We start from the raw sequence: 26,231 nt of genomic DNA, 5'->3' as shown, positions 1-26,231 counted from the left end.
TCAGAATGAATGAAAACATTTGAGGTGGACGCTTGTGAATTCAAATTCGTTATCATTAATATATCAGCATTATTTGGAAAAGACCCCGTTTAGACAACAGAACGAGCATACGTATATGATTTTACCGGAAGCGGGCCATGGACATATCTACCGAGTTACAACTTATAGTGGAATTGAGATCGTGTATTCGCATATTCAATATCACGAGCCGTATCCGACGAACTTTGCTTCTAGAGGACAAATGATTGAACTCCAATTTGCGCTTTCGGGTCAACGTCATGTGAATGTGGCTGGGTTGGATTATACACTCCCGATGGGACAGGGGGCACTTATTTTTTTACAGGATTTTAAAGCGTGTTTTCATCCTCCGGTTAACGAGCAATACCAATCATTTGCACTTGGCATTCCGATTTCGTTGTTTAATTATGCGGCTTCACAGTTAGCGGCTCGTCGGCAGGTAGCTATTGAATTTAATCAAATTCTTAAGGGAGCTGCATTCCATCACTTTAGTTTTGAACTGGATCACAGAAGTATAGTGATGATTGAACATTTGATCAAAGACTTGAAAAGTGTGCATAAATCGCCTTTGTTAATGGAAGCAGCGGCACTTGAGATTTTAAATCGATTTATGATTCAATTATTTGATTTAACACCTATGCCCGAGGGTTTGTCTAAAGAAGATGTCAGAAAGCTGCATATGGCTCGGGAGATACTCGAATCCAGCATGATTAATCCACCCTCGCTGATCACATTATCCCAAAAGGTTGGATTAAACGATTTTAAATTAAAAAAAGGATTCAAAGCCTGCTTTGGAACTACTGTATTTGAATATTTGCGCCAAATTCGCCTCGATTATGCGATGAAACTGCTCCGAAGCCAAGAAAGCAATGTGACTGAAGCTGCGATGGCTGTAGGATATAGCAATGTGAGTGCATTTTCAGAGCAATTTTTCCGGGAATACGGAGTGAAGCCATCGTCCTTAAAGAAGGTATTTTAAAATTTCTTTTTGGCCCTTTTTTTAAATATCAGGTAAATAAAAAGCTGGGACCCTGTATAGAAAGGGCCCAGCTTTTATTTGGTGCTTAATTCACGAAAGTTTCTGCACCCTCTGAATCGATGGTTGAAGTGTGGGTACGAGACGCTTCTTCAATATTTTTGAATGCCCAGTAATCTGCTGGTACATCCTTCCATGTAGCCTGAATTGTTCCTTCCAGGGGTCCTCGCTTTAAGATAGTGTTCAAAATTGTAACAGTCTCTACTCGTGTTATATATTTATTGGGTTGGAAGCTGTTGTCGTTATAACCAGTAATCCATCCCGCATTAGCTAGCGCTACAATGGAATCTCTTGCCCAATGCTTTTCGATATCGGTATAGGGAGACGCTGCGGTTTGCGTTCCTTTAAGCTGCTTCCAGGATGCGAGTATTGCTGCCATTTCTGCACGGGTAATGGGTTGCTCTGGTCGAAATGTTCCATCTGCATATCCATTCATCAGGTGCTGTGTCGTAAGTGCTATAATCGAACCCTTTGCCCAATACGTGGTAGGTACATCTTTGTATGCCAATGAGCTTTCTTTTGTCTCCAGCTTCATAATCCTAGCCATCATCGCGGCGGTTTCAGCTCGTGTAATTGACTGGTCCGGTCGGAATGTACCATCCTGATAACCCGTTATATATTTTTCATGCGCAACCTCGGATTGCTCTACTGGCATGATTTCCGGAGTCGGTACATCCGTTGTTGAAACCGATGGTGATGAAGGTGTGGTTGTTTCACTGGAAGAAGATGAATCACTGCTTTCCGTGTTATCCTTCTTATCTTTTTTATTGCTACTGCTGCTGTCGTTATCACTAGTGTCACCAGTTCCGCCAGTATTTCCAGTAGAATCAGTGTTTGTATCTCCATTTACAACCTGTATATACGCTTCAGATGTACTCGGAGCAAATCGAACATCTCCACTGTATATAGCTGTAATCGGGTGACTTCCTACACTTAAGTTGCTTGTAGTGTAGTATGCATTGGCGTAGCCATTCGAAATGCCCACTGGCTCCATCGTCAGTGTATCTACTATATTCGTGCCGTCCATAAGGATGACCGTGCCAGTTAAATCACCCGAAGTTTGTGGGTTTGAAGTTGTCCTCACGCTAAACCTTACTTCTTGACCTTGATTGGACGGATTCAGCGAACTCAATACTGTAGTTACTGTAGGTCTCAGTGAAGGAGTAGGCGCAGGTGCAGATGCATTTACGACCTGAATGTATGGCTCAGATGTACTGGGGGTAAATCGAGCATCCCCACTATATATAGCAGTAATCGGGTGACTTCCCACACTTAAATCGCTTGTGGTGTAGGTCGCATTGGCATATCCATTCGCAATGCCATTTGGCCTCATCGTCAGCGTATCTAATATATCCGTACCGTCCATAAGGACTACCGTTCCGGTTAAATCTTTCGTAATTTGTGGGGTTGAGATGGTTTTGATGCTAAACGTTACGGCTTGACCTTGTTTAGAAGGATTTGTCCAACTCGTTACCGTGGTTTCAGTAGCATACACAGCATCCGTTACACTAGGTACTGGTGAAGTGTCTGCATACACAGCACTCTCGGAAAAACTCCATGTCCATGTCCCTAATAAGACGATAACAGCAAGATAGGATAAACAAAAAGACTTGATTTTACTCATAAACTTCCTCCATAAATTTTCCGGTGTCACGATGAACTTACTAAGATCCTCCATAATGACTAACCTGCTAATATGATTTCTTACACTATTGAATTACTATACTAAAGACCTCTGAACCAAATCTGAACCAAATCGACTACCTATCCACCGAACGACAGGAAGTTGATTCCTGTCCTAAAGGCTGCGCCTAATTTTATCGTAAGCTTATCTAATGTTAAATTAAATCCGTTTAACCGCAAATTTATCCGTATACAGGCAGTAGTTTCTTGGTATGCTCCGTATACTTCTGCATAGAGAGAATCTATAACAGAGGAGTGTGCGAGGATGAACAGAATAAAAGGGAGCATCTTTTTCAGTGTATTTGTGGCTATGCTAGGGCTCATGCTCATTGCTCCAATTATGCCGCCCCTTATTCGTGAGTTAGGATTAAGAGAAAGTCATTCTGGGTTAATTATATCGCTTGGCTCCATAACGATGGCCTTAATGGCCCCAATATGGGGAAATCTGAGTGATGCAAAGGGACGCAAGCCCGTGACTCTGCTTGGATTCATAGGGATGTGTGTAAGCTGCTTGCTGTTTACGCTTACTCTTTTTGCAGGATTAAAGGGTTGGCTCAGCGGGGGAATGCTGTTAGTCCTGCTGATTGTTACACGCGGCTTGATTGGCGGGTTTATCCCGGCGGTATTGTCATCCTCCCAAGCTTATATGGGAGATGTGACCGAGGGAGGGGATCGAGGCAGTGGGATGGCTATCATTAGCGCGGCCAACGGACTCGGATTAGTATTTGGGCCTGCTATTGCAGGTGCCTTTACTTTAATAGGCTTGCTGTGGCCTCTATATTTTGGGATTGTGATTGCGGCTGTAGCATTTGTAGTGGCCTTGCTGGCAATTCCGTCTGCCAAACCCGTTATTCAGCAAAAGCCAGCTCGGATTAACCCGTTTCAACCCGGTCTACGAATGTATTTGTTTGCAGGTTTGGTTACGATGATTAGCATTGTGACCATCCAGGTTATAGGCGGATTTTATTTTCAAGATCAATTAGGCCTTTCATCCGAAGAAACAGCAAGAGTGGTTTCCTTTGGACTTATGTTTTCCGGTGCAGCGATGCTGATTGTACAGATCGTTCAGATGAAATGGCTTAAATGGCAACCCAAGCCGATGATTTTGCTCGGTTCTCTGTTCCTTATTGTCGGTATGCTGCTATTCCTCATGTCAGCCAGCATGGTCGTTTACTATTTAGCGTTCTTTATGTTTGGTATAGGTACAGGCTTGCTTATGCCTGGATTTATGGCTGGGGCTTCTCTTTCTGTTAGTAAAGAACAGCAAGGGGGAGCCGCTGGTCTGGTGGCCACTGTCCAAGGCATTTCTGCGATTATTGCTCCTATTTTGACAACGACGCTATATCGGGTGGACAAATATATTCCTTTTGCTCTTATAGCAGCTCTGGTAGCTGTTATGGCTGTCATTATGTTGGGGGTAAGAAAGAGAAAAGGGAATAGTGAGCTGGTATCTCAGAAGGCCGAATAAATAAAAGAGTTGTTTGATGAACCCATAGGCTTCCGTGCTATATTCACGAGAAGCCTATTTTGTTTGCTGATAAGTTTTAAGAAAATTCAGGGAAAGAAGAAGGAAAATGGGAGGCTCATGGGAATCCAGCAAAAATGGGTGGTTTTAAACAAAAAAGTACCTCTTATATGCGGACTACGACTGAACTCCTGAGGTGAATGAGAAGGTGAAATCCGATTTAGGGGGGGCTAGTTAAGGAGGAGTTCATAAAATTGGAGAGATGCAGATGGGTTGGGAGTATGGAATTAAAGTCGCAGATGTTAAGGATATTCAAGTGCTAATGGATCGTTTAGCTGAAGCATTGCCTAGGATTGACGGATATCGGATGCAAAGGGATGAGGATGGCTTTGCCCTGCTTCAGAATGATCTCGATTGGCCTGAGGCGCTCCAAGTTTCAGTGGAAGAGGCAAGGAATATTGAAGGATTAGAAGATGATGAACCTTATATCTATTGTCTATTTCATATCGGCGGCGGAGATGCGGTGAGGTTGAGGGAAGGAATGTGCAGGGTGCTGGAAGAAGAGAAATGCGCTGCGGATTGGTTCGAGTTGTAGCCGAAGAAAGGAGTGATGAGATTGAGTAAGAAGGACAAAAAAGAGATTCAGACACTAATCTATCGCTATAGTGGTCCACGAACCAATATTGGATATATTTTTGAACCGCTGCGTTATGGGGATACCGATGAACCAAAGCTGGAGGAGATAATCTTTATCTACGCAGATGACTTTGATATCGTGTTGTCTGCGTTAAAGTCCAAATATCCACTTGACAATCCTGATACGGGGGAAACGTATGAGGCTTTTGATCCCTGTTGGGATAATCCGATTCCGGAGTCGATATGGCATGAGATATTAACAGAATTGGATGCTTGGCCTGCCAAGGAGCCGGAATTGCGCATATTTATCGATTCCTTTATAGCTTGGGTCAGAGCACACCTGAAGCGAGCAAATGGTATTATCGTGACTGGAAATCTATAGAGAAAGACAAAGCAATACGTATTTTCGCTCCCCCTCGCTTCAAGGTGCGACCGGACAGCAAGCTGCTGAGTCGAACACCTCGTTCTTTGCAGTGCTCGCGATTATTTCTCCTTTCCTGATCGGCCTAATACTACAATCTATATATAAAAAACAAGCGATTTCCTTTTGAAAGGGGACCGCTTTTTTTGGCATCATGCTGATTTTGATTTCTATATTCAAATAAAACACGACATTTAAATAACATGATGAGTAACTTTAGTGCGCAAACGACAAAATTCGTCATTATTTTTAGTTATTCAGGACGTGGAAACCGTTCTTGTTCCTTAGTACAATGAATAAAAATAACAAGTGATGAAAAGAAAGGTGACAAAGACACGGGGAATTACGGATAAGGGGGGGACAGGCTGTGGCCGTATACACACTACGTAGATTGATACAAATGATTCCGGCACTGCTTGGTATTGTCGTCATTACATTCATGATCTCAAGAGTGCTTCCGGGTGATCCTGCCGTGATGCTTGCGGGGGAACAGGCTACACCCGAGACGATTGAAAATATTCGAAGCAGTATGGGACTGGATCAACCGAAGTACATTCAATTTTTTCATTATGTAGTTGGATTGTTCCAAGGTGATCTGGGTCAGGCTTATCACACCGGACAGTCAGTGGCAAGCGACTTTGCTACCCGTTTTCCAGCAACCATCGAGTTGGCGCTGGCAAGCTTGGTTATTGCGATTCTGGTGGCAATCCCAATCGGCATCCTGGCAGCAACCCGTAAAGAATCGATTGTTGATCACATTTCACGTGTGTTTTCCTTGATCGGTGCATGTATGCCCATTTTCTGGATTGGCCTGTTATTCATTTATATCTTCTATGCTAAATGGGGCATCGCTCCTGCGCCCATGGGTCGAATTAGCGGTGACATCAATCCGCCGACGCACGTTACGGGACTTTATGTACTCGATAGTTTGATGACCGGTGATTTTGTAGCTTTAAAAAGCAGTTTATCCCATTTGGTTCTGCCAGCGGTCTGTCTCAGTACAGGCACTATGGCGATTGTGGCACGGATGATGCGTTCCAGCATGCTGGAAGTGATCGGTCAGGATTTTGTTCGCACAGCCAGAGCCAAAGGTCTGCGCGAAGGAATTGTTATTTATAAGCACGCACTCATTAACGCCTTTATTCCAACACTTACCGTACTTGGTTTGCAGGTCGGTTACCTGATTGGTGGAGCGGTTATTACCGAAACCATTTTTACCTGGCCAGGAGTGGGCAGCTATGTGACGGACTCCATTTTGGCGGCTGACTACGCACCGATTCAAGCATTTACCCTCGTAAGTGCGCTGATTTACAGCTTTATCAATCTTGGAGTCGACTTGGTTTACGGATTGATTGATCCACGTATCCGGTACGAATAATGAACGAAGCACAAAAGTAGGGGGAGGTACTCGGATGAGCACTGCAAGTGATTTGGTGGCAAAAGCGGCTGTACCTCAGCCTAATGCAGCCGCTATACCGAAACGAAAAACCTTTTGGCGATTGTTATTTGGCAATAAACTCGCTTTAATCGGATTCATCTTTATCGTTGGCTGGACGCTCATTGCCATCCTCTCATCATGGATCGTTCCACATGATCCTTATGTAACCGACCCGGCGAACAAGCTGCTGCCGCCAAGTGCAGAACATTGGTTTGGGACCGATAATTACGGACGTGACATCCTCAGCCGTGTCATTTACGGAGCCAGAATCAGCATATGGACCGGGATGATTGCCGTGTCGATCTCATTTATCATCGGCGTACCGCTTGGAGCCATCGCAGGTTTCTATGGCGGTCGAATGGGCAGCATTATTATGCGCTGTATGGATATTCTGTTGGCTTTCCCGTCGCTGGTACTTGCCATGGCCATTGCTGCAGCGATGGGACCAGGACTGATGAGTGCACTCATCGCCGTGGGCATTGTAGGCATACCCGAATTCGCCAGACTGATTCACGGACAAACCATCTCTCTCCGGGAAAAGGAGTTTGTTGAAGCCAGCCGGGCGATTGGTGTAACGAACGGAACGATCCTGTTTCGCCACATCTTGCCTAATGCACTTGCCCCACTGCTTGTGAATGCAACGCTTGGAATGGGCTTCGCCATCCTCACCTCAGCCAGTCTCAGCTTCCTGGGACTCGGTGTGAAACCCCCGATTGCCGAATGGGGCGCAATGATTTCAGAAGGGCGAGCGTATATCATTTCCGGTGAGTGGTGGATTGTAACCTTCCCGGGTCTTGGAATTGCGACAGCTATTTTGGGCTTCAATTTGCTTGGAGACGGTTTGCGAGATGTTCTTGATCCTAGACTGCGCTCTAGCAAATAAAAATAAATAGATCATTAAAGGGGAGAACGTAAGCCATGTTGAAAAAAAGTCTTTCTCTAATTGTCGTCTTGTCTACGTTGCTATGGACGGCAGGCTGTGCGAGCAATGCTAACAGCCCGTCCGCTTCATCTGGAGAGAAAGGCGCAGATGCCCCATCCCCACCAAAGACGATTACACTTGCTTACTCGGAGGGAGGGTCAACCATGGACCCTGCTGAAGCAAGTGATCTTACATCGGATACCCTTGTGCTTGCGCTCTATGATCAGCTTGTGACCTATGGCAAAAAGTCTACGGATAGCGGTGAAGTGGCAGATACGGAAGCCATTAAGCCCATGCTGGCTGAGAAATGGGATGTGTCCGCTGATAACATGACATATACGCTCCATCTGCGTAAAGACGTTAAATTCCAAAGCGGCAACCCGCTGACCGCCAATTCTGTGTTGTATTCCTTTGAGCGGCTTAAAAATTCCAATTCCGGTAGCTTCCTGTATGGTATGAGCTCCATTAAAACCGCTACAGCGCCTGATGAGCACACCGTTGTCGTTACATTGTCCCAACCCAATCATATGTTTCTGCAAATCCTGTCATTGTACAACTTCTCCATTGTGGATGATGTGCTTGTCAAAGAAAATGGCGATGGCGACTATTTGAAAACACATGCGGCAGGTTCAGGTCCGTTCAAGCTTGAAAAATGGGACCCTGCGACAGAAGCTGTCTTTAATGCTAATGACAGCTACTGGCAAGGAGCGCCAAATCTGAGCAAAGTAACGATGAAGTTTACCAAGGAAGCTTCCAACCGTGTACTTCTGCTGGATAAAGGCGATGTGGACATGGCGATTGAGATTCCTGCAAAGGACGTTTCGAAGCTGGAAACCAACGCTGATCTGAAGGTTCAATCCAATGCAAGTAACCGAATTCTGTATTTTGCCATGAATAATAAAATCAAACCTTTTAATGATCCAAAAGTGCGTCAAGCCATTGCTTATGCCATTCCTTACGACCAATTAATTGACGACGTCATGTACGGTCAAGCAAAGCAAATGAAGAGCTCTGTAGCGAGTAACACGCCTGGCTACACTGATGCGGGTTACAGCTATAAGCACGACCTGGACAAAGCAAAACAGCTGCTTACAGAAGCGGGTTATCCTAATGGGTTTAATTTTGACCTGACACTGGGTTCCGGCTTCCAGGACTGGGCAGATGATGCCGTATTGATTCAAGCTGAACTTGCCAAGATTGGCGTAAAGATGAATGTTGTCAATGTTGCTCGTGCACAGTTCCTTGAACAGCAACGAGAAGGCAACCTGACAGCATACATTTCCAAATGGACTTCCTTCGTCAACGACCCTGGTTATCATCTCGGGTTTCTGATGTACAGCGGCGGTTCATCGAATTATATGCATTACGCTAATGCAGAAGTGGATAAGCTTTGGGAACAAGCAGGCAAAGAGCAAGATGAAAATAAACGTAAAGAGCTGTATGGCAAAGCACAAGAACTTATAAATCAAGATTCGCCATGGGCGTACCTGTATGAATACAATCGCGTTGTTGGCATGAGCAAAGACGTCACTGGATATGTCTACTACCCAGATGAGGTTATCCGATTCTATTCATTGAATAAAGAGTAAGTTGTGATCTTACCTTATGCCTTCGGTTTTTACAGCCGAAGGCTATCATTTTACACCTGAAGGAGGAAGCTGATCCCGATGGATCGTAAAAAATGTAGTTGGCTAAATGGAAAACGTGAAGGGACTGAATGGAAATGACAGATTGGAAAACGTTAGTTCTTGATGAAATAGATAAACGGCAGGACGAATTGCTTGAGCTATGCTCGCGGTTGATTCAATTTCCTTCGGAAAATCCTCCAGGTGATTCACGCGAAATTAGTCAGTTCATTATGGACTATCTTAAAGAAGCAGGTATAGAAACAACGGTGCATGAATCCGGGCCGAATATGTGGAATCTCATTTCTGATTATGGCGCTGAAACGGCGGACGGAAAAAAACTGATTTTCTGTGGGCATACAGACGTTGTGCCGGCAGGGGATCGTACTCGTTGGGATTTTGATCCGTTTTGTGGTGAAATACGTGATGGCTATCTCCTGGGTCGCGGTGCTTCGGACATGAAAGCCGGACTGGGCGGATTAATATTTACCGTTGCGCTGTTCTCCAAACTAGGCGTACCACTCGAAGGTGCGTTGTCGTTGCTTGTAGTTCCAGATGAGGAAACCGGGGGACATCTTGGAGTACCTTGGGTGCTGGAAAGAAAGCTGATTGAAGGAACAGCTGCTGTGATCGCAGAGCCTTCAGGCCCGCAAAACCCGACCATCGGGCAAAAAGGAAGCTGCTGGTTTGAATTTACCGTTGAAGGCACACCGGGTCATGGCAGTTTGCAGCCGATAGCAGGTGAAAGTGCTATTTTGAAGGCAGCAAAAGGAATTGAAGCGCTGCAACAACTGTGGGACATCAAGCCGGACATCCCGGAAGAAGTCAAAGAGATCATTGAAATTTCCAAGCGTTATGCAAGTGAACGGGAGAACCCAAGCTATGGACAAGCGTTTGATCATGTAACAGTGAACATTGGTACGATTCAGGGAGGCACCAAAGTCAATGTGGTTGCAGACCGTTGCACAGTGCAAGTGGATTCCCGTGTTCCATTTGGCGTAGACCACCGGGATGTACTGGCCAAAGCCAAAGAATTGCTTGCAAGTGTAGGCATTGACGCGGAACCCAAACAATTCGGATTTTATGGTAATGCCAACTGGACCCCTCCAACCGAGCCGATTGTACAGGAGCTTGTGGAATCTATCGCTGAGGTCAGCGGTAAAGAGGCCTATGGCGTACTGCAATGGGCAACCAGCGACGCACGTGCATTCCGCAAATACAATATCCCGGTATTGCAATACGGTCCTGCCGAACTGTCGACCATTCACAATTTTAATGAAAAAGCTCCGGTATGGCAGATCATTCAATCTGCGAAAGTATACGCCTTGACGGCGCTTAAATATCTGAAAACAACACAAAAAGAAGCATAAGGGGATCTGCCGTATGATGAAACAAGTTTTTGAAGTTTATGACCTTTTGGATAGTCCGTTTGCCAGCGGGGCAGAAGTCAAAGCTTATTTGGAACAACTGGGTCAAGCGGAGATTACGGTCTCCACCGTGAAAGGTGAAAAGGGGTCTACGGATTTTATTAAAATTGTCATTGCCGGTAAAACGGGTCGCATTCAGGGGGGCGATTCTCCAACCTTGGGTGTAGTAGGGCGACTTGGTGGACTTGGAGCACGACCGGAGATGATCGGATTTGTATCCGATGGTGACGGTGCGGCAGCGGCAATTTCGGCGGCGGCTAAACTTTTGAGCATGCAGTCCAAAGGAGATGTGCTTGATGGAGACGTGATCATCTGTACACATATTTGTCCAGATGCACCCACTCAGCCCCATGATCCGGTTCCATTTATGGATTCACCCGTAGATATTTTGACGATGAACAAATATGAAGTGACACCCGAAATGGAAGCGATTCTGTCCATTGATACGACCAAAGGGAATCGGGTCATTAACCATAAAGGTATTGCCATTTCCCCGACGGTACGTGAAGGCTATGTGCTACGAATTAGTGAAGACCTCGTTGATATTGTTCAGACTGTTACTGGCGAACCCTGTGTCACGTTTGCTGTAACAACGCAGGATATCACACCTTATGGTAACGACCTGTATCACATCAACAGCATTTTGCAGCCAGCGGTGGCCACTTCCGCTCCAGTGGTTGGTGTAGCCATCACGGCCGCTGCTCCTGTCCCAGGCAGTGCAACGGGGGCCAGCCACGAAAGCGATATTGCGCTGGCGGCCAAATTGGCTGTAGAAACAGCCAAAGCTTATGGACGTGGGCAATGCTCTTTTCATTCGGAAAAGGAGTTTCAACATATTACTAAATTGTACGGTACCATGAAGCATCTGCAAACGATGGGTAAGTCTGAATAAGCTTATTCCCTAAGATAAAAAGAACATGAAGGTTCAATGATGGACAAGAAGGAGGAAGAGGGCATGACACAACTGCTTGAAGTAACCAACCTCCGGACGGAGTTCAAGACTGGGGCTGGCACCATCCGGGCTGTGGACGGCGTCGATCTATCGGTTGGCAAAGGCGAAACACTCGGAATCGTTGGCGAATCTGGGTGCGGCAAGAGCATTACCTCCCTTTCCATTATGCAGCTCCTCCCCAAGGGACTTGGGAAAGTAGTCGCTGGGGAAGTACGGTTTAACGGTGAAAACATGCTGGATTTTTCGGAGCGGAAAATGCGCTCGATTCGTGGCAACGAGATGGCTATGATTTTTCAGGAGCCCATGACTTCGCTAAATCCTGTGTTCAAAATCGGCAAGCAAATTGCGGAGTCTGCCCGCTACCACCACGGTGTAAGCAAACACAAAGCAAAAGACATGGCTGTGGAAATGCTGACGAAAGTAGGAATTCCACGTCCAGAAAAAGTAGCCGCTTCTTATCCGCATGAACTCTCGGGCGGTATGCGCCAACGGGTGATGATTGCGATGGCGATGGTGTGCAATCCGAAGTTGCTGATCGCCGATGAACCGACAACGGCACTCGATGTAACCATTCAAGCACAGATTCTTGACTTGATGCGTGAGCTACAGAAGTCCGAAGGAACTTCCATTCTGATGATTACTCATGACCTTGGTGTCGTTGCTGAAATGTGCGATCGGGTCGTGATTATGTATGCCGGACAAGTCGTAGAAGAAACGGATGTTAAAACGCTTTTTAAAGATCCCAAGCATCCCTATACACAAAGTTTGCTAGCCTCACTGCCGCAATTGAACAGTGATCAGGAGCGTCTGGCTTCCATTCCGGGCCAGGTTCCCAACCCGCTCGATATGCCAAAAGGCTGCCGCTTTGCACCGCGTTGTCAGTTTGCTAAGGAAATTTGCCGTGCAGAGGCCCCGGAGCTTACAGAAGTGGAACCCGGACACAAAAGCCGCTGCTTGCTACAGCAGGAGGGATATCATGAGTACACTGCTTGAAATACGTAATTTGAAAAAACACTATCCGATCAAAAAAGGACTTTTTTCCAAACAAGTGGGAGCAGTCAAAGCGGTGGATGGTATTAACCTGACTGTACAGCAGGGTGAAACCCTGGCAATCGTAGGAGAATCCGGCTGCGGCAAATCCACAACTGGAAGGGCAATACTCAGATTGATCGAACCGACGGATGGAGAGATTCTGTTTAATGGCACGGATATACGTAAGCTAAACACAGAGCAGCTGCGCAAATTCAGAACGGATATGCAGATGGTGTTTCAAGATCCGTTTGCTTCGCTTGATCCCAGATGGACAGTACAGCAGGTGCTGGAAGAACCGCTCATCACGCATGAAAAGCTAAGCAAAACGCAGCTCAAAGAGCGGGTGGACGAGCTGCTCGAAGTGGTCGGATTGTCTCCTTATCATGCACATCGTTATCCGCATGAGTTCTCGGGTGGTCAACGTCAGCGGATCGGGATCGCACGGGCACTGGCGCTTCATCCCAAATTTATCGTGTGTGACGAGCCAGTCTCGGCCCTCGATGTGTCGATTCAGGCGCAAGTGCTCAATCTGATGAAGGACCTGCAAAAACAATATGACCTGACGTATATGTTCATTTCCCATGATCTGTCGGTCGTCAAATTTATCAGCGACCGCGTGGGTGTGATGTACCTGGGCAAGCTGGTCGAACTCGCACCGACCCAAGCAGTGTTCAGAGAGCCGCTGCACCCGTATACAAAGGCGTTAATGTCTGCGGTACCTGTAGCTGATCCGGAAGCGGAACGTGATCGGATTGTACTTAAAGGGGATGTGCCCAGTCCAGAAAATCCGCCAAGTGGCTGTGCGTTTCATAATCGCTGCCCGGCAGCCATGGAGATATGCAGCAAAGTACAGCCCATCTTTGCCGAAGCTGCACCGGGGCGGCAGGTAGCCTGTCACTTGTACCCAGCTTCTACACCGGAACAAGCGATAGCAGGGCAAGCCTGAGCTGGCTGCCAAAGAATATGTAGTCTCTTGTGAAGTCAAAAGGTCAAAAAAGGTCAAATTGATTGAAATCTAAAACTATTTTTGACAGATCGCTTAGGATCGGGTTATTTCAGTATTTTCAGCCTCTTTTGAACTTTGAGCCTCGCTCTATTCGGTACTATAATATGAATCGTAAGGAACACAAACAACAACCAATTAAAAGGAGCTGATTTTCATGTTTGATCTGATCCCATTTCGTAAAAGAAATGAAGACTTCTTTGGACAAATGTTTAAATCCTTCAATGGTATGGTTGATGACCACTGGCTTGCTCCATTTAGCAGCAACTCTCAGACATTTCGGACGGATATTCGTGAAGAAAACGACAAATATCTGGTGGAAGCTGAGCTTCCAGGCATTGCAAAAGAAGATATCGACATCGATATTGCCCATAATTATTTGACGATCCGTGCTAAACGGAATGAATATCATGAAGAGAAGGATGATACGAATAAAATGATTCGACGGGAGCGCCGTTCAGGGGAATTTGTCCGACGCTTCTATGTGGATCATGTTGATGAAGAAGGCATTAAGGCAAAACTGGATCAAGGTGTATTGAAACTTGAAATTCCTAAACGTCAGGGTGACGATCGTTCCCGCAGACAGATCCAGATTGACTAAAGGGGTATGATGTACAAGACAGGGCTGATTAATCAGTCCTGTTTTTTTGTGTACGTCCTGTTTAAAAGACTCGATTACATTGTAATTGAGCCTTTTAACTGTCCTTAATATTACTGGAAAAACTTAGGATAAATACAGTGACGCTTAGCTTGCGGAGGAGGTATTCCTCCTTCGGTTTAAATTCTTATGAATTAGAGTCGCCCTCTGCTATAAAATAGGCTATCTGCTATGCTAAAATAATGAAATTACCTGCTAAGCTATTATAACCATACTTCTCGCATGCCGGAGTCAGCCGATGCTATGGACACGAAGAAGGGAGGATACATCCTTGGAAGCAATACTAAGACGTCACTGGCCGGAGTGGAACGGAACGCTACAGAAACGAACCGGGGGGTGGAATAATACGACGTATTTTGTTAAGAGTGGTGGACGAAGCGGGGTGCTGCGCGTCTACGATACACACAGGGATCGGGATAAAATTGAATTTGAGCATGCGGTTTTGCAGGAGCTGAGTAAGCATTCTCTATCATTCAGGATACCCCAGCCTATTCCAACGGTCACGGGAGAGACGCTTGCTCAACTGGAGAAGGAAAGCGGCAAATATGTGTGTCTGTTCAAATACATAGAAGGCATATCACCCCTGGAGCAGGATTCGAGCTTTGCCTATTCTTTGGGCGAGACTACGGGGGAATTATCTACTGTGCTTGCGACATTCAATCTTGATATGACTCCAGTCTATCGACCGTATTATGCTTTGCAGCAATCCTATCCAGTGTGTAACCGGGAAACGGTTCAAGGCTTTTGTTTACATCCGCCTGAGCCTCTAAAGGATTTGCATGAAGAGCTGCGGTTAATAGGAGCAGCTTATGAAGAGATTACAGATTCGCTTCATGCATTAGAAGAGTTGCCGCATCAGCTTGTACATGGAGACTTGAACGCTTCCAATTTGTTAGTAAAGGATTCGGATCATAGTCTAGTAACTGCACTGCTTGATTTTGAATTTTGTACGCTAGACGTTCGGGTCATGGAGCCGGCGGTCATCTTATCTGGATTTTTGGGACAACCGGAGGAGACGACAGCAGTTCGGGATTTTTGCCGAGGCTTCAGCCGCCAGGTTCATCTAAGCCACAACGAGATTGATGCTTTGCCTATTTTGATGCTGCTTAGGAAGGTAGACGTATTTCTTCATTTTTTGAGTCGCTTTCTGGAAGGAACGGATCAGTCACATGTACTGCAAGAGCAGGTCAAACAGATCTCTGTCGACTTGCTCCAGCTTTCTACCAGCAGTAGCTGGATTCAGGAGGAGTTGGTTCAAGCTGGAACAGTGTATGAATAAACGAGCTAAATACCGCGTTATGTTATAATCTTTGGGAAAATTGAGCCTGGGTGCATTGAAATGTACTCGAAACTGGAGGAACAGATGAATCGTTGGCTAACGAACGCGTTACGACCGTACTTCGGGCTGGAGACGCTGGAAGAGCATTGGGACGTGGTAGAAATTAAAGAAGGATACTTTATTTGTATGGATGGGGATGTCATTCGCAAGCGAATTTCTTCCACTGAGGATACCTATGGAGAAACCGATGTAGAGATTCTTACGCGTGACCGGGCATTTGTTTTGCCTAAAACGGCTCGTGGCAAAGAGAAAAAGCTGAATTACACAAGTGTATCGAGCATCAAGGCAGAAGGCATAACCTTTTCAACAGGCATTCGAAGGGATCGTCCTCTTAGTTATGTTACTGCTGTGAATAGCAAAACGGGTGTGAAACTCCCTATTACGGGATGTGAGCATTTACATAGTAAAGAAGAGATCATCGATTGGCTTCAGCAATATCCGTCACTTGTGCCCAAGGATTACGATCGCAGGTTGCACCGACTGAAGCATATGAAAAACCAGCGTTATAAAACGGTCCCGGGAGACATCTTCCGCGTGGAAATAGACCTATTCACAGATGGATATGTACTGGTCATTGGAGATTTGCGCCAAATGCAAAAGGATCAGTTGTTTGCAGAGGAGAGCATTTGGAACAGTGTCATGACCATGCCTTTATTCGTACGTCCATATTTGTTTACGAGTCGTGACCGTTCAACAGCTTTGGAATCTATCACATCCGCCCCGTTATCCGAAACGACCTGGATTGTTATGGATGATTCCTTTATGCGGGGTGCCTACGAGCGGGTTGGACATAAGCTGTTAGTGGAAGAGGATATTGTGTTCCCCATCGGCTATGGCTGTAGTACGGATAGTAGAAAAGAAAAAACATATAGTCTGTCATGGGGAACGGGCACGGTTTTCAAACCGGAAGGGGAGACCGTGTTCAAGTCCTCGCGAAAATTTTCAAATAACGGTGTGTATTCAAGTGTCGTTGCCGACTGTTTTGGCTCCTGGGAAGAGCGGGCGTGGCACAAAACGCTGGATAATCCGTTACATCGGGATGAACGTCGAAAAGCACTGGCCGAATTCGGATTCCCGGAAGACATTTCGTATGATGAGTTCAACCGTCAAACGGGAGAACTGACGCGTTCGGAATATCTCGCATATTTGGCAAGAACCTATGGCGGGAAAAAGTGATACAAACGAATTGAATTTTTTAATAGGAGGGACCAATGAAATATCTTAAGGATTGTCCGGAACCAGGCATGGGAACCTGGTATTTTGAAATAGATTCAGATGGAGTAGCCTATCGACAAATTGTAATCCAAGATGATGGCACGTATATCGCCTCTAATCGCAAGCACGAGCAGTATCATTTCCTTTTAGCTGAGAAAGCGATTGATGATACAGAGCCCTATTATACGAAAATTACAAAAAAAGAGTTTGAAGAAGTCTGGTCTAATAATCTTCACACCTTCAACAAGGAATGGCATCAAATCAAAAATGTACTGCCCGTTGGGACTAAGGTAAAGGGTTATATTGAAGCATTTTTCCCACACGGTACGCTTATTCATATTTTCCAGCATCATGCGGTCGGATTGTCAGACACTCGTACATATGAGGAAAAGACACCATCCGAGTGGATGTATCCGAAGCATGAGGTCACGGCAATTGTAAAAGGATACGACGAAGTAAATCAGTGGGTGATTTTAGATCAAACGCAGGTTTCTAAAAATCAGTTCGCAGGTTGAAAGAGGATATTGGAATACGGGAAGGGGAATGAACATGCATACGTTAACGGTTGATGAACTGGTGGATCAGGACAACCATGCATGGGAAGAGGTCAGAAATATCCTGAAAGAAGGCCGAAATTCACATCACATTGTATCGGCCAAATCGGAATCCGCTACGGGGGACACGCTGTACCGTTTGCAGGTGAGTACGAAATCGTATTTGGGAACAGTTGCCTATGAGACAGGAGGAATCGTGTTTGATTACGGTTGGATCACCTTGCTGGGTGCGGGTGGGTCTGGAATTTTTGGTAGCTTGACCTCATGGAACGGGCTTCAAGAGCCGGAAAGTGTTTCTGCACTTGAGGGGATGCTGATTGTTGCCTATGATGCAGCAGGTGGATTTTTTGGATTGGATATAGGGAAATTCGGACGTAGCGGCCATATCTACTATTTTGCACCAGATGCATTGGAATGGGAATCCACTGAGCTGGCCTATTCCGGTTTCTTGAGCTGGTTGGCTGAGGGAGATTTGGGCTTGTTCTACCAGACATTCCGCTGGAACGGTTGGCAGAAGGATATGGAGCAACTTCAGCCAGGAGAGGTATTTGCATATTATCCGCCGCTATGGACCCAGGAAGGTGGAGGGGAGACCAGCAGCAAGTCGCCTATAGACATTACAAAAGCATGGCAGGCGGTAGTGGATAAGGAATAGCTCGTAAAAGATTGAAAAGGTAGAAACAATAACTTTTAGAGGCATCGAGGTTTGGAGGTTTGCACATATGTGGAGTATTCAATTTGAACAGCCGTTTGTAAAAAGTCCGGAAGCAACTGATGAACAAATCGCGAATTTTTTGAAAACATGGAACATAAAGCTATCCGAGCAAGAGATTCACGAAATCAAGCAAAGACAAGTGAACCCTTTTCCAAAATCGTCTCCATTCCATGATCAATATAAACCTTTAGATCCTGCGGGCTGGCTTCTGCCCCAAGGGCAATTTCCTGACAGCTATATGGATTTTTTGAAATACTCTAACGGCGGGGAGTTTCAAAATGGTGAACGCTATTTTCAGTTTTTTAATACCGAAGATTTGAGAGAAATGAACCTTGCCTACGAGCTGCCGCATTATATGCCGGGTGCCGTGTCATTTGCGATGGATGGGTGCGGAAACCACTATATGTTTGATATGAGAGAGGAAAAAAGAAACAATGAGTATCCCGCTCTTTTTGCTCATTCTGGTAGTTTGGGATATGACGAATGTGAACAGGTTGCCCATTCATTTATAGAGCTGTGTACGGAAAAATGGGCATTGTATTGATGTATTGACTATAAGTACATCTGTGGAGCGACTCCTTGTTAAGACGTACGTATTCTAGATGTGATTACATAACCCGCAATAATGAACCCTTCGCCGGTTCCATTTTGCGGGTTATGTAAGTTTTCAAACTAAGCCTGTCATGCTACTTATTTGCATTCATCATTTCAATTAACACTTGATGTACCATCGGTAAGGTGGTAAAACCGTCACTTTGTAAAAAGTGTCCTCCATGGTCTACTTCGTGAAAATCAGCCTGGATATCTTCCGCTAGTTTCTTACTGAGTGTAAAGGGGACAATCGTGTCGTCCTTTGAAGCAATAGCTGCACGCGCCTTTAGTGAATCCATAATGTGCTGATAATCCAAATGGTCATTTGTAAACTCATCTAATGATGGTAGGCTTGGCACTGGGTCAGTAAAACCGGAAACGAAAACGCCACCACCCAGTGGTTCCGGGATATTTACTTGCTGCAGGTACCTTAATATGGATACACATCCCAAGCTATGACCAATAAAATAGGTGTCTTTATGTAGAACTTTAATATTTTGTAGTAGATGCTCGATCCACTCATTAAGTTTGGGGGATTGCGAGTTGGGCATCTCCAGTATATCTACCGATACCCCATCTTCCTGTAATTTGTCTTGTAACCAAGGGAACCAATGATCGGCTGGCGAAGCTGTGTATCCGTGGATTATATATACTTGTTTTTTATTTGGTATGTTTGTCACAATAATTTCTCTCCCATCATTTAGCGTTCGTTGTTTATATGTGCCCCACGTCGTGTAAGGACTCCTCTTCTAGTTTAGCAAATTCTTTAAGCCCATGAGTATCTAAAATTTTGAGTTACATAGCAAATCCAAATATGAATTTGCCTACTATAATATTCTTATTTTTGCAGTACCGTTATTTTACTTATAAATTTAAGCGCTTTCTACCGATATATAGATATATATATCATCACGTTCTGTGATCTGCAGCGTGAACTATTATCCATAGACGATCTGGAGGGGTTTGGATGAGTAACAAGCTATCAGACAGGACTAAAAAAGGGAAGGGTTTTAGAGATTTAAAGGTTACGACAACGATGATCTCCATGATTGTAATCAGCTTAGTGGGTTTACTCATTGTATCGTTGGTAGGGGTTATCGGGATGTATCAAGCTAAAGAGGGTCAAGGTATTTTGTATGTGGATCGCTTTCAACACCAAACGAATATTCTTGAAGTCAAAAGTGATTTCTATAATATGCGGGCTAATTATACAAAAATACTCGACAATAAGGAGTACACAGATAAACAGTATAAGCAGGTGCAGAAAGGAAAAGATAGCGTTACAACCGGACTAAATGAATTCTCACAAAGGAATTTGGATGCTAAGGAACAGAAATTGTACGAGGAACTACGGGGGAGTATAGACACATATTATCAGGATATTGAGCAAATCATGGCAGTCAAAAAAAATAGCGGAACGTATGACACGGAAGAGAGAGGCCGGATTAATAAATCCAGTACGGCAATTGTTACGATGCTGACTACGATTTCAGATTATAACAATGAGCAATCCGCCAACTTATATCAAAATACGCAAAATGAGATTAAAATGCGTACAATTGTTTTGATCACGGTTCTGGCACTCGTGCTGGCTATTCTTATCACTATCTCCTTTGCGGCCATTCGAAATATCCGTTTTCGGATGAGTACCATTACGAAATACTGTGATGAGATTACCCAAGGCAATTTAACGGCAGCCCTTGATCCTGCCTTGCTCAAAGGAAATAATGAGATCGCTGTCATTGCTCGTGCCATTCAACAAATGACAGATTCAACCTCAATGGTCATAACGGGGGTTATCAATGAGTCACGCCAAATTAACCAACTGAGTGACCAGACGAATCATAATATGACAGATCTCAATGAGCGGATTAGAGATGTATCTGCCACGGTCGAACAGCTGTCAGCAGCTATGGAAGAGACTTCGGCATACACCGAAAATATGAACCATTCTGCGGAAGAAATGCAGCGGGCAGCAGAGTACATTTCGGTCAAAACTCAAGAAAGAGCTCAGTCTGCCCATGATACAAGTGTAAAAGCCGAAACATTGAAGCATGCGGCTAGTGAATCCAATAAAGCAGCCAAGGAAATTTACCGGAAGGCCAATGAAAAGATGAAGGAAGCGCTAGAACGAGCCAAGGGCGTAGACCAAATTCGTTTACTTTCTCAGTCCATCTTAGAAATTACGGCACAAACCAATTTGCTGGCTCTAAATGCATCCATTGAAGCGGCTCGTGCGGGTGAGTCAGGTCGAGGGTTTGCGGTTGTGGCTAACGAGATTCGCAAGTTGGCAGACGGCTCCAAACACGCGGTAGACCAAATTCAGAGTGTTACTCAAGAAGTTGTGCAATCTGTAGAGAATTTAACTACTAATGCCGAAGAATTACTGCACTTCCTGCAAGCTAAGGTGGGCAAGGATTATCAGCTGCTTGAGGATACAGCAGGACAATATTACAATGATGCCGTGGAGCATACGAACACGGTCAATGATTTGAACGCCACCTCTAAGCAGGTGAATGCAACGATCCAAACCATGGTGAGAGCAATCCATGAGATTGCAACAGCCAGCGAACAGTCCGCTGTATCCACTCAGCACATTGCAGAGAATATGGTTTCATCGACGGAGAAATCTCTTGAAGTGGCACACCAGTCTGATCAGGTGAAGGAAAGCGCTGCCCGACTGAATGAGCTGGTTGAAGGTTTTAAAATTTAATAAGATCAACACCCATAGACTAGGGAAAATATTACATCGAAGAACAGTTGGGGAGCCGTAAAAAGGCTCCCTTTTGAGTTTACTCTTCTAAGGTTGCTTTTGGACTACAGTCAGGAGCTCGTATCTCGTAACTCTTCCTGTTCAGCCATTTGCATCAGCTTGTAAATCTGTCGTGTTGTGTTCACATTCCGCACCGTCATTTGCTGATACAACTTGGTGCCGACTAATTTCGTTAAACCGCTTTTTGTGACTTGTTCCTTGCGGACAGAAAACAGAACGGCCCCGGTCGTATATATTACATGCCCAATTCCTGGTTTCAAAGGAAGCTTGTCCAGAACAGAAATATCGTTAATTTCATCCCACAGAAACATTACATCACTTTTCATCTGAGTATCATTAGACCATTCATTCGGCAGTGCCTCTATAATGGTCTGAATCTCCTTCATATTACGAACGATGACACGGATGGGTAAGCTAAAATCCTCCAGAATCGCATGTTCCAGTTTGAGCGATAATTCCTCGTTGGGCTGACCTTGACTGGAAAATATGATATTTCCAGAATTGATATAGGTCGTCACATGGCCCATGCCAACCTTTTCAAACGTTTGCTTGAGCTTTTTCATCTCAATTTTGTTGTTTCCGCCAACATTAATGCCACGCAGTAATGCGATATAGATCATAAAAAGCTCCACCTCTCTTTAACCAAAAGGATTTTTAGGAAAGGGATAGGTATTCCAATAAAAACGTAGTTTGATTTTCGCTCAACAGCGGATGCAGCAATGGTTTTACGTGCTCGATATATGCTGCTTTGGTTTCGTATGTTTCTTCATCTTTCACTTCTCCCTTAAAGGTACAGGCACCTTCAATCAGGATGGAAAGAGCAGTAAAGAAGTTAGCCAAAGAGTCAGCCACCTGCTGCGGCGCACCGCCTTCGAATGCAGCATATACAGGGGAATCGGGTCCGCTAGTATCGACAATGACTGGATCGTCATTAAAAGTGGCAATCACGACATGATGGCGCGGCCACGAAGAAGATTCTTGGACAAGCTCACCAGATGTAATCCAGCGATAGCCTAGTTGTTGGCGATACAGATGTTCTGGTGCGGCAAAAAAGAGAACCGCAGCATCCCCGATTTCAACTGCCGCGTTTTTTAATTTGTGTGTTCCCGCTGCCTTGGCATCGATCATTTCATAGTGGCTATACAGGTACTCAAGCTCAGGGGATACAGGAATCCGTCTGTCCCAGCAATCTAGGTTTTCCGTCCGGGGCTGGATGTCGTAGTCTTGGAACAGCCCGTAGGCTGCATTATACAAGTTTTGCTGGTGTACAAACCGGGTCAGCGCTTCGCTTAACTGTTTCATAGTGTGTATTCCTTTCTAATCGTAGGCTATGACCTGCGACAATAACGTTTCATTTCTAGCATAAAGATATCATAATATAGAAAAGAAGAACATACGTTTCTGTGTTTATGCCACCTTGCCAGTCGATCCAGATTAATTTTACAATATAGGAGTTTGGATTAATGTGTTATGCCAGGTTCAACATGAAGTTTGGCTTGCTATGCAAGGAGGAGAGAAATGTCATTTTCTAAAATATACGATTACAAATTAAGAGCGTATTTTAATGAGCGTATTTCTGATTTGGATCATGAATATCTATTTTATTCCTATCCTGATCAAGAGCAAAATTTAAGAATATTAACCCTGAATATAAACGAGCAGGATTATGTTTCTCTAGTGCGATGGCATGATCTGTTTGACAGGTCGCTATTTACAAAAATGGATCATGTCATTCGAAGGGAACTGGATGCTGAACGCCTGATTCGATTGCTTTCGTTAATTTTTAATGTTTTTGATATACATAAAGATGTTGCTTATAGGAGAAAAAACTTATTTTGTTTTTATTATCAATATCAAGTTTCACATCTAAGAGAGAGAGGCAATGAATTCACGTTTGCTCAGGACAGACTACTTTTCCTTCAACATCTTTTATTTGAACTGGGTTTAGGTGACGACATTTATGATCGTCTAACGATTGAAAATAATAGGGTCATGTACAGAATGGAAGACGCACAATATTATGATCTGCACATTCTTATTAACATTTTGCATGAACATATTAACAAAAATAAGATGGATATGGATACACAAGCAGCGCTGGAAAAAATAAAATTTTTACAAGGCCAATGGGTCAACTTTATGCTGGGTAGTCATGATGTATATGATTTTCCATTCGATGATTTCAACAAGCCATTTGTAGAAGCAACGATGTTTATGCAAGCCTACAAATCTAATAAAAATAGGGTATTAGAGGTGCTGATAGACTGTATCAATGAGCATCAATCTCCAACAGAGCAGTTCATCTCCCATTTGATCTTGATGAATTACTCCTATTTTGTTCTCAAAAGAGATCCTAGCGAAATTACATATCTTAAGTTGTTTTGCAAGAAAAAACCGGGAGTTTTTATGAAAGTATTGACTGCATTGCTTGATATCAGATTTTTTGTCGATAAAGCAAGCTTCACAAATGCGGGTATAAATTATTATTTATCTAGAGTAAAAGGGGATTAATCATGCCATTCCATCACGTTTCTTTACCTGATTTACCATCGTCTATCGGACGCCTTACAGCCATTCATCCACTACAGGGCGACTCTCAGGAAAGCATAACCCTGCTGGCACTAAACACACAAGCAGAACTGTGGAGACTAGAACTTCGGTCTGGCAGCGCAGAATTGTGCACACGTATTTGTATTCCTGATTTTAATCCCATGCAACCTGTCCAAATGGTTACCAGTTCTGACGGCAGCTACGTAGCTATCTCCAATCGTTTTGGACGGCATGCGGCAGTGTATGATTTAGTCCATGCTCAAGGAAAAATGCAATTATCACGGGACGAATATCACTACGATAAAAGTATGTTTCCCCTGGCATTTGTACACCAAGATGGTGCATGTATTCTTGTCCATGGGACGGAATGGAACCGGCTTGATCTGACGGATGTAGAAACAGGCATGCTTTTGACAGCAAGACCTACTCCTGTTTATAACAGCGAAAGCAAAAATGAGCACTATCTAGATTATTTTCATGGGAGGCTGCTGATTTCACCAGGGGGAAAGTGGATTGCGGATACGGGATGGGTGTGGGCTCCGATTGGAGTGGTCCGAACTTGGTCGTTATCGGATTGGCTGCTGAATCCATGGGAATCGGAGAATGGTCCATCGGTTCGCCATCTTTGGCAAACCATAGATTGGGATGGGCCGGTGTACTGGACAGGCCCCGATACATTGGCGGTTTGGGGACAGATGGATGCCGATTTGCTGGAGGAGGAAGATTGGGGAGAGGAAGGAGTTGAACCGGCTGTTGTCCTATTCGATATGACCCAGCCCGGGTACCGGCGTGTGCTTCCAGCGATCCCCTCCCTAAATTGTAAGCCTGTTGAAGACGGGGCTTTTCCTTACCCCCAAGCGGATATGGCCATTTGCGGTGACCGATTATTCTTATGGGGGAAAGGAGTCCCGCTTCAGGTATGGCGGCTTTCAAGCGGTGTGCGGGAATATGTAGATACGGAGCGGTATCCGCTCGTTTACCATCAAGAGGCAGGGATTTTCATTGAATTGAAACCGGATAGCCGTTGTAAAGCCTTAAGCTACGAATAAATGGCAGTGTCGGGCTTTCTTCCTGGCGAGATGGGAAAATATGCGTTAGTTATTACATTTGAAAAGGGGCGTAAAACCAAAATGGCACTTATCAAGGATCGTTTTTTGGGATGTCTGGTTGGGCTGGCTGTGGGCGATGCTTTGGGAACCACTGTGGAATTCAGCAGTCCAGGTACATTTGAACCTGTAACGGATATCGTGGGCGGCGGTGTATTTGGGTTAAAGCCGGGCCAGTGGACAGACGATACGTCGATGGCGCTCTGCTTGGCCGAGAGTATGGTACGTAAAGATGGCTTTGATCCGGCAGATCAAATGCGCCGATACACCAATTGGTACCACTTGGGATATATGAGTAGTACGGGAACGTGCTTTGATATCGGTGGTGCAACGAGAGCAGCACTGCATCGCTTCGAAGCTACCGGAGATCCGTACAGTGGGTCCATTGACCCCATGACTGCCGGCAATGGCTCTATTATGAGGCTTGCACCTGTGGCTATGGCCTATGCGAACCGTCCGGAAGAGGCGGTGAAGTACGCTGAGATGAGCTCGCGAACCACCCATGGAGCAGCCGAAAGTGTGGAGGCCTGTGCTGTGCTTGCTTCAATCCTTGTGGCAGGTCTGCGAGGAGCGGACAAAGAATCCATGTTATCGGCGGAGGTCTGTTATAAGTGGCGGCAGGACGAGCCTGCTTATTCGGCAGCCATTGAAGAAATAATTCGGGGATCTTACCGGTATAAAGAGCCGCCCGAAATACAAGGAACCGGGTATGTCATTCGTTCCCTTGAGGCTGCGTTGTGGGCATTTCACCATTCGACTTCATTTGAAGAGGGGGCACTGCTGGCAGTGAATCTGGGTGATGATGCCGATACGACCGGAGCGGTATATGGGCAAATTGCAGGAGCTTATTACGGAGTAAGCGGTATCCCAAGTCGTTGGCGCGAGAAGCTGGCGATGAAGGAGATGATAGATGAACTGACTGAGGCTTTATGGCAGAAGGTCGAGAAGGACCAAACGCTCCAAGGGGAACATCTATAAAGATCAAGCTGGGCTGCTTTTCTTATGGAGCAGAGCCCAGCTTTTTTTGTTCACTATATTTCATGACGATTCACCTCTTGGGATTACTTCTTAT

At 45.0% G+C, this 26,231-nt stretch carries 25 protein-coding genes; 21 read left to right on the top strand and 4 right to left on the bottom strand.

From position 1 onward, the window contains the following. Positions 1–34: 34 nt before the first annotated feature. Complete coding sequence (locus T3H97_RS18200; protein ID WP_328800481.1) at positions 35–997, top strand: helix-turn-helix domain-containing protein; 963 nt, start codon at positions 35–37, stop codon at positions 995–997. Between the two features lie 85 nt (positions 998–1,082). Here the strand turns inward: T3H97_RS18200 and T3H97_RS18195 are convergent, their stop codons facing one another. Further along, positions 1,083–2,678: an S-layer homology domain-containing protein gene (locus T3H97_RS18195; protein WP_328800480.1), complete on the bottom strand. Its 1,596-nt coding sequence runs from the start codon at positions 2,676–2,678 to the stop codon at positions 1,083–1,085. A gap of 324 nt (positions 2,679–3,002) precedes the next feature. On the opposite strand from T3H97_RS18195, the gene T3H97_RS18190 reads away from it, so the two are divergent. The 16 genes from T3H97_RS18190 (at position 3,003) to T3H97_RS18115 (ending at position 18,683) form a co-directional block, all read left to right on the top strand. Further along, complete coding sequence (locus T3H97_RS18190; protein ID WP_328800479.1) at positions 3,003–4,205, top strand: MFS transporter; 1,203 nt, start codon at positions 3,003–3,005, stop codon at positions 4,203–4,205. A gap of 265 nt (positions 4,206–4,470) precedes the next feature. Beyond that, a complete protein-coding gene (locus T3H97_RS18185) occupies positions 4,471–4,797 on the top strand; it encodes a hypothetical protein (protein WP_025721045.1) in 327 nt (108 codons plus the stop codon). Positions 4,798–4,818: 21 nt separating this feature from the next. After that, a complete protein-coding gene (locus T3H97_RS18180; protein ID WP_328800478.1) occupies positions 4,819–5,220 on the top strand; it encodes a hypothetical protein in 402 nt (133 codons plus the stop codon). Between the two features lie 406 nt (positions 5,221–5,626). Next, entirely contained in the window at positions 5,627–6,637 is a 1,011-nt protein-coding gene (locus T3H97_RS18175) for an ABC transporter permease (protein WP_023989680.1), read from the top strand. A gap of 34 nt (positions 6,638–6,671) precedes the next feature. Then, on the top strand, positions 6,672–7,580 hold the full coding sequence (locus T3H97_RS18170) for an ABC transporter permease (RefSeq protein WP_028542289.1): 909 nt from the start codon (positions 6,672–6,674) through the stop codon (positions 7,578–7,580). A 35-nt stretch (positions 7,581–7,615) separates the two neighbouring features. Then, positions 7,616–9,208, top strand: coding sequence for an ABC transporter substrate-binding protein (locus T3H97_RS18165; RefSeq protein ID WP_328800477.1), 1,593 nt, complete (start codon positions 7,616–7,618; stop codon positions 9,206–9,208). A 134-nt stretch (positions 9,209–9,342) separates the two neighbouring features. Then, entirely contained in the window at positions 9,343–10,614 is a 1,272-nt protein-coding gene (locus T3H97_RS18160) for a M20 family metallopeptidase (protein WP_023989677.1), read from the top strand. Between the two features lie 13 nt (positions 10,615–10,627). Further along, the gene (locus T3H97_RS18155) at positions 10,628–11,563 is read left to right on the top strand and encodes a DUF1177 domain-containing protein (RefSeq protein WP_103744709.1); all 936 of its coding nucleotides are present in this window, start codon (positions 10,628–10,630) and stop codon (positions 11,561–11,563) included. Positions 11,564–11,626: 63 nt separating this feature from the next. Then, the gene (locus tag T3H97_RS18150; RefSeq protein WP_328800476.1) at positions 11,627–12,616 is read left to right on the top strand and encodes an ABC transporter ATP-binding protein; all 990 of its coding nucleotides are present in this window, start codon (positions 11,627–11,629) and stop codon (positions 12,614–12,616) included. After that, a complete protein-coding gene (locus T3H97_RS18145; RefSeq protein ID WP_328800475.1) occupies positions 12,600–13,601 on the top strand; it encodes an ABC transporter ATP-binding protein in 1,002 nt (333 codons plus the stop codon). The genes T3H97_RS18150 and T3H97_RS18145 overlap by 17 nt, the downstream gene beginning before the upstream one ends. Positions 13,602–13,815: 214 nt before the next feature. After that, positions 13,816–14,259, top strand: a complete 444-nt coding sequence (locus T3H97_RS18140) for an Hsp20/alpha crystallin family protein (RefSeq protein ID WP_328800474.1) — start codon at positions 13,816–13,818, stop codon at positions 14,257–14,259. 328 nt (positions 14,260–14,587) lie between these two features. Continuing rightward, on the top strand, positions 14,588–15,595 hold the full coding sequence (locus T3H97_RS18135) for a phosphotransferase enzyme family protein (RefSeq protein ID WP_328800473.1): 1,008 nt from the start codon (positions 14,588–14,590) through the stop codon (positions 15,593–15,595). A gap of 84 nt (positions 15,596–15,679) precedes the next feature. Beyond that, entirely contained in the window at positions 15,680–16,831 is a 1,152-nt protein-coding gene (locus T3H97_RS18130) for an immunity 26/phosphotriesterase HocA family protein (RefSeq protein WP_328800472.1), read from the top strand. A 35-nt stretch (positions 16,832–16,866) separates the two neighbouring features. Continuing rightward, positions 16,867–17,385 (top strand): hypothetical protein, encoded by a 519-nt coding sequence (locus T3H97_RS18125; protein ID WP_328800471.1) that lies wholly within the window; start codon positions 16,867–16,869, stop codon positions 17,383–17,385. 34 nt (positions 17,386–17,419) lie between these two features. Further along, entirely contained in the window at positions 17,420–18,079 is a 660-nt protein-coding gene (locus T3H97_RS18120) for a DUF2625 domain-containing protein (RefSeq protein WP_328800470.1), read from the top strand. A gap of 67 nt (positions 18,080–18,146) precedes the next feature. Continuing rightward, entirely contained in the window at positions 18,147–18,683 is a 537-nt protein-coding gene (locus tag T3H97_RS18115) for an SMI1/KNR4 family protein (protein WP_328800469.1), read from the top strand. 142 nt (positions 18,684–18,825) lie between these two features. On the opposite strand, the gene T3H97_RS18110 is transcribed toward T3H97_RS18115, so the two are convergent. Beyond that, complete coding sequence (locus T3H97_RS18110) at positions 18,826–19,410, bottom strand: RBBP9/YdeN family alpha/beta hydrolase (RefSeq protein WP_328800468.1); 585 nt, start codon at positions 19,408–19,410, stop codon at positions 18,826–18,828. Between the two features lie 287 nt (positions 19,411–19,697). Between T3H97_RS18110 and T3H97_RS18105 the strand changes: the two genes are divergently transcribed. Further along, complete coding sequence (locus T3H97_RS18105; RefSeq protein ID WP_328800467.1) at positions 19,698–21,443, top strand: methyl-accepting chemotaxis protein; 1,746 nt, start codon at positions 19,698–19,700, stop codon at positions 21,441–21,443. A 110-nt stretch (positions 21,444–21,553) separates the two neighbouring features. Here T3H97_RS18105 and T3H97_RS18100 read toward each other — a convergent pair whose 3' ends face one another. Further along, positions 21,554–22,123: a DUF1697 domain-containing protein gene (locus T3H97_RS18100; RefSeq protein WP_328800466.1), complete on the bottom strand. Its 570-nt coding sequence runs from the start codon at positions 22,121–22,123 to the stop codon at positions 21,554–21,556. 34 nt (positions 22,124–22,157) lie between these two features. Next, positions 22,158–22,805, bottom strand: coding sequence for a hypothetical protein (locus T3H97_RS18095; protein ID WP_328800465.1), 648 nt, complete (start codon positions 22,803–22,805; stop codon positions 22,158–22,160). A gap of 216 nt (positions 22,806–23,021) precedes the next feature. On the opposite strand from T3H97_RS18095, the gene T3H97_RS18090 reads away from it, so the two are divergent. From T3H97_RS18090 to T3H97_RS18080, 3 genes are all read left to right on the top strand, one after another. Continuing rightward, positions 23,022–24,014 (top strand): hypothetical protein, encoded by a 993-nt coding sequence (locus tag T3H97_RS18090; RefSeq protein WP_328800464.1) that lies wholly within the window; start codon positions 23,022–23,024, stop codon positions 24,012–24,014. 2 nt (positions 24,015–24,016) lie between these two features. Next, positions 24,017–25,102 carry a hypothetical protein gene (locus T3H97_RS18085; protein WP_328800463.1) on the top strand — a complete coding sequence of 362 codons (1,086 nt, stop codon included), beginning with the start codon at positions 24,017–24,019 and terminating at the stop codon, positions 25,100–25,102. An 81-nt stretch (positions 25,103–25,183) separates the two neighbouring features. Further along, positions 25,184–26,137: an ADP-ribosylglycohydrolase family protein gene (locus T3H97_RS18080; RefSeq protein ID WP_103049691.1), complete on the top strand. Its 954-nt coding sequence runs from the start codon at positions 25,184–25,186 to the stop codon at positions 26,135–26,137. Positions 26,138–26,231 lie beyond the last annotated feature (94 nt).

This window comes from Paenibacillus sp. LX16 (genome assembly GCF_036252815.1).
Lineage (GTDB): Bacteria > Bacillota > Bacilli > Paenibacillales > Paenibacillaceae > Paenibacillus > Paenibacillus polymyxa_B.
Note: the sequence above shows the minus strand (reverse complement) of the source record. Positions and strands in the feature narration are given on the sequence as shown.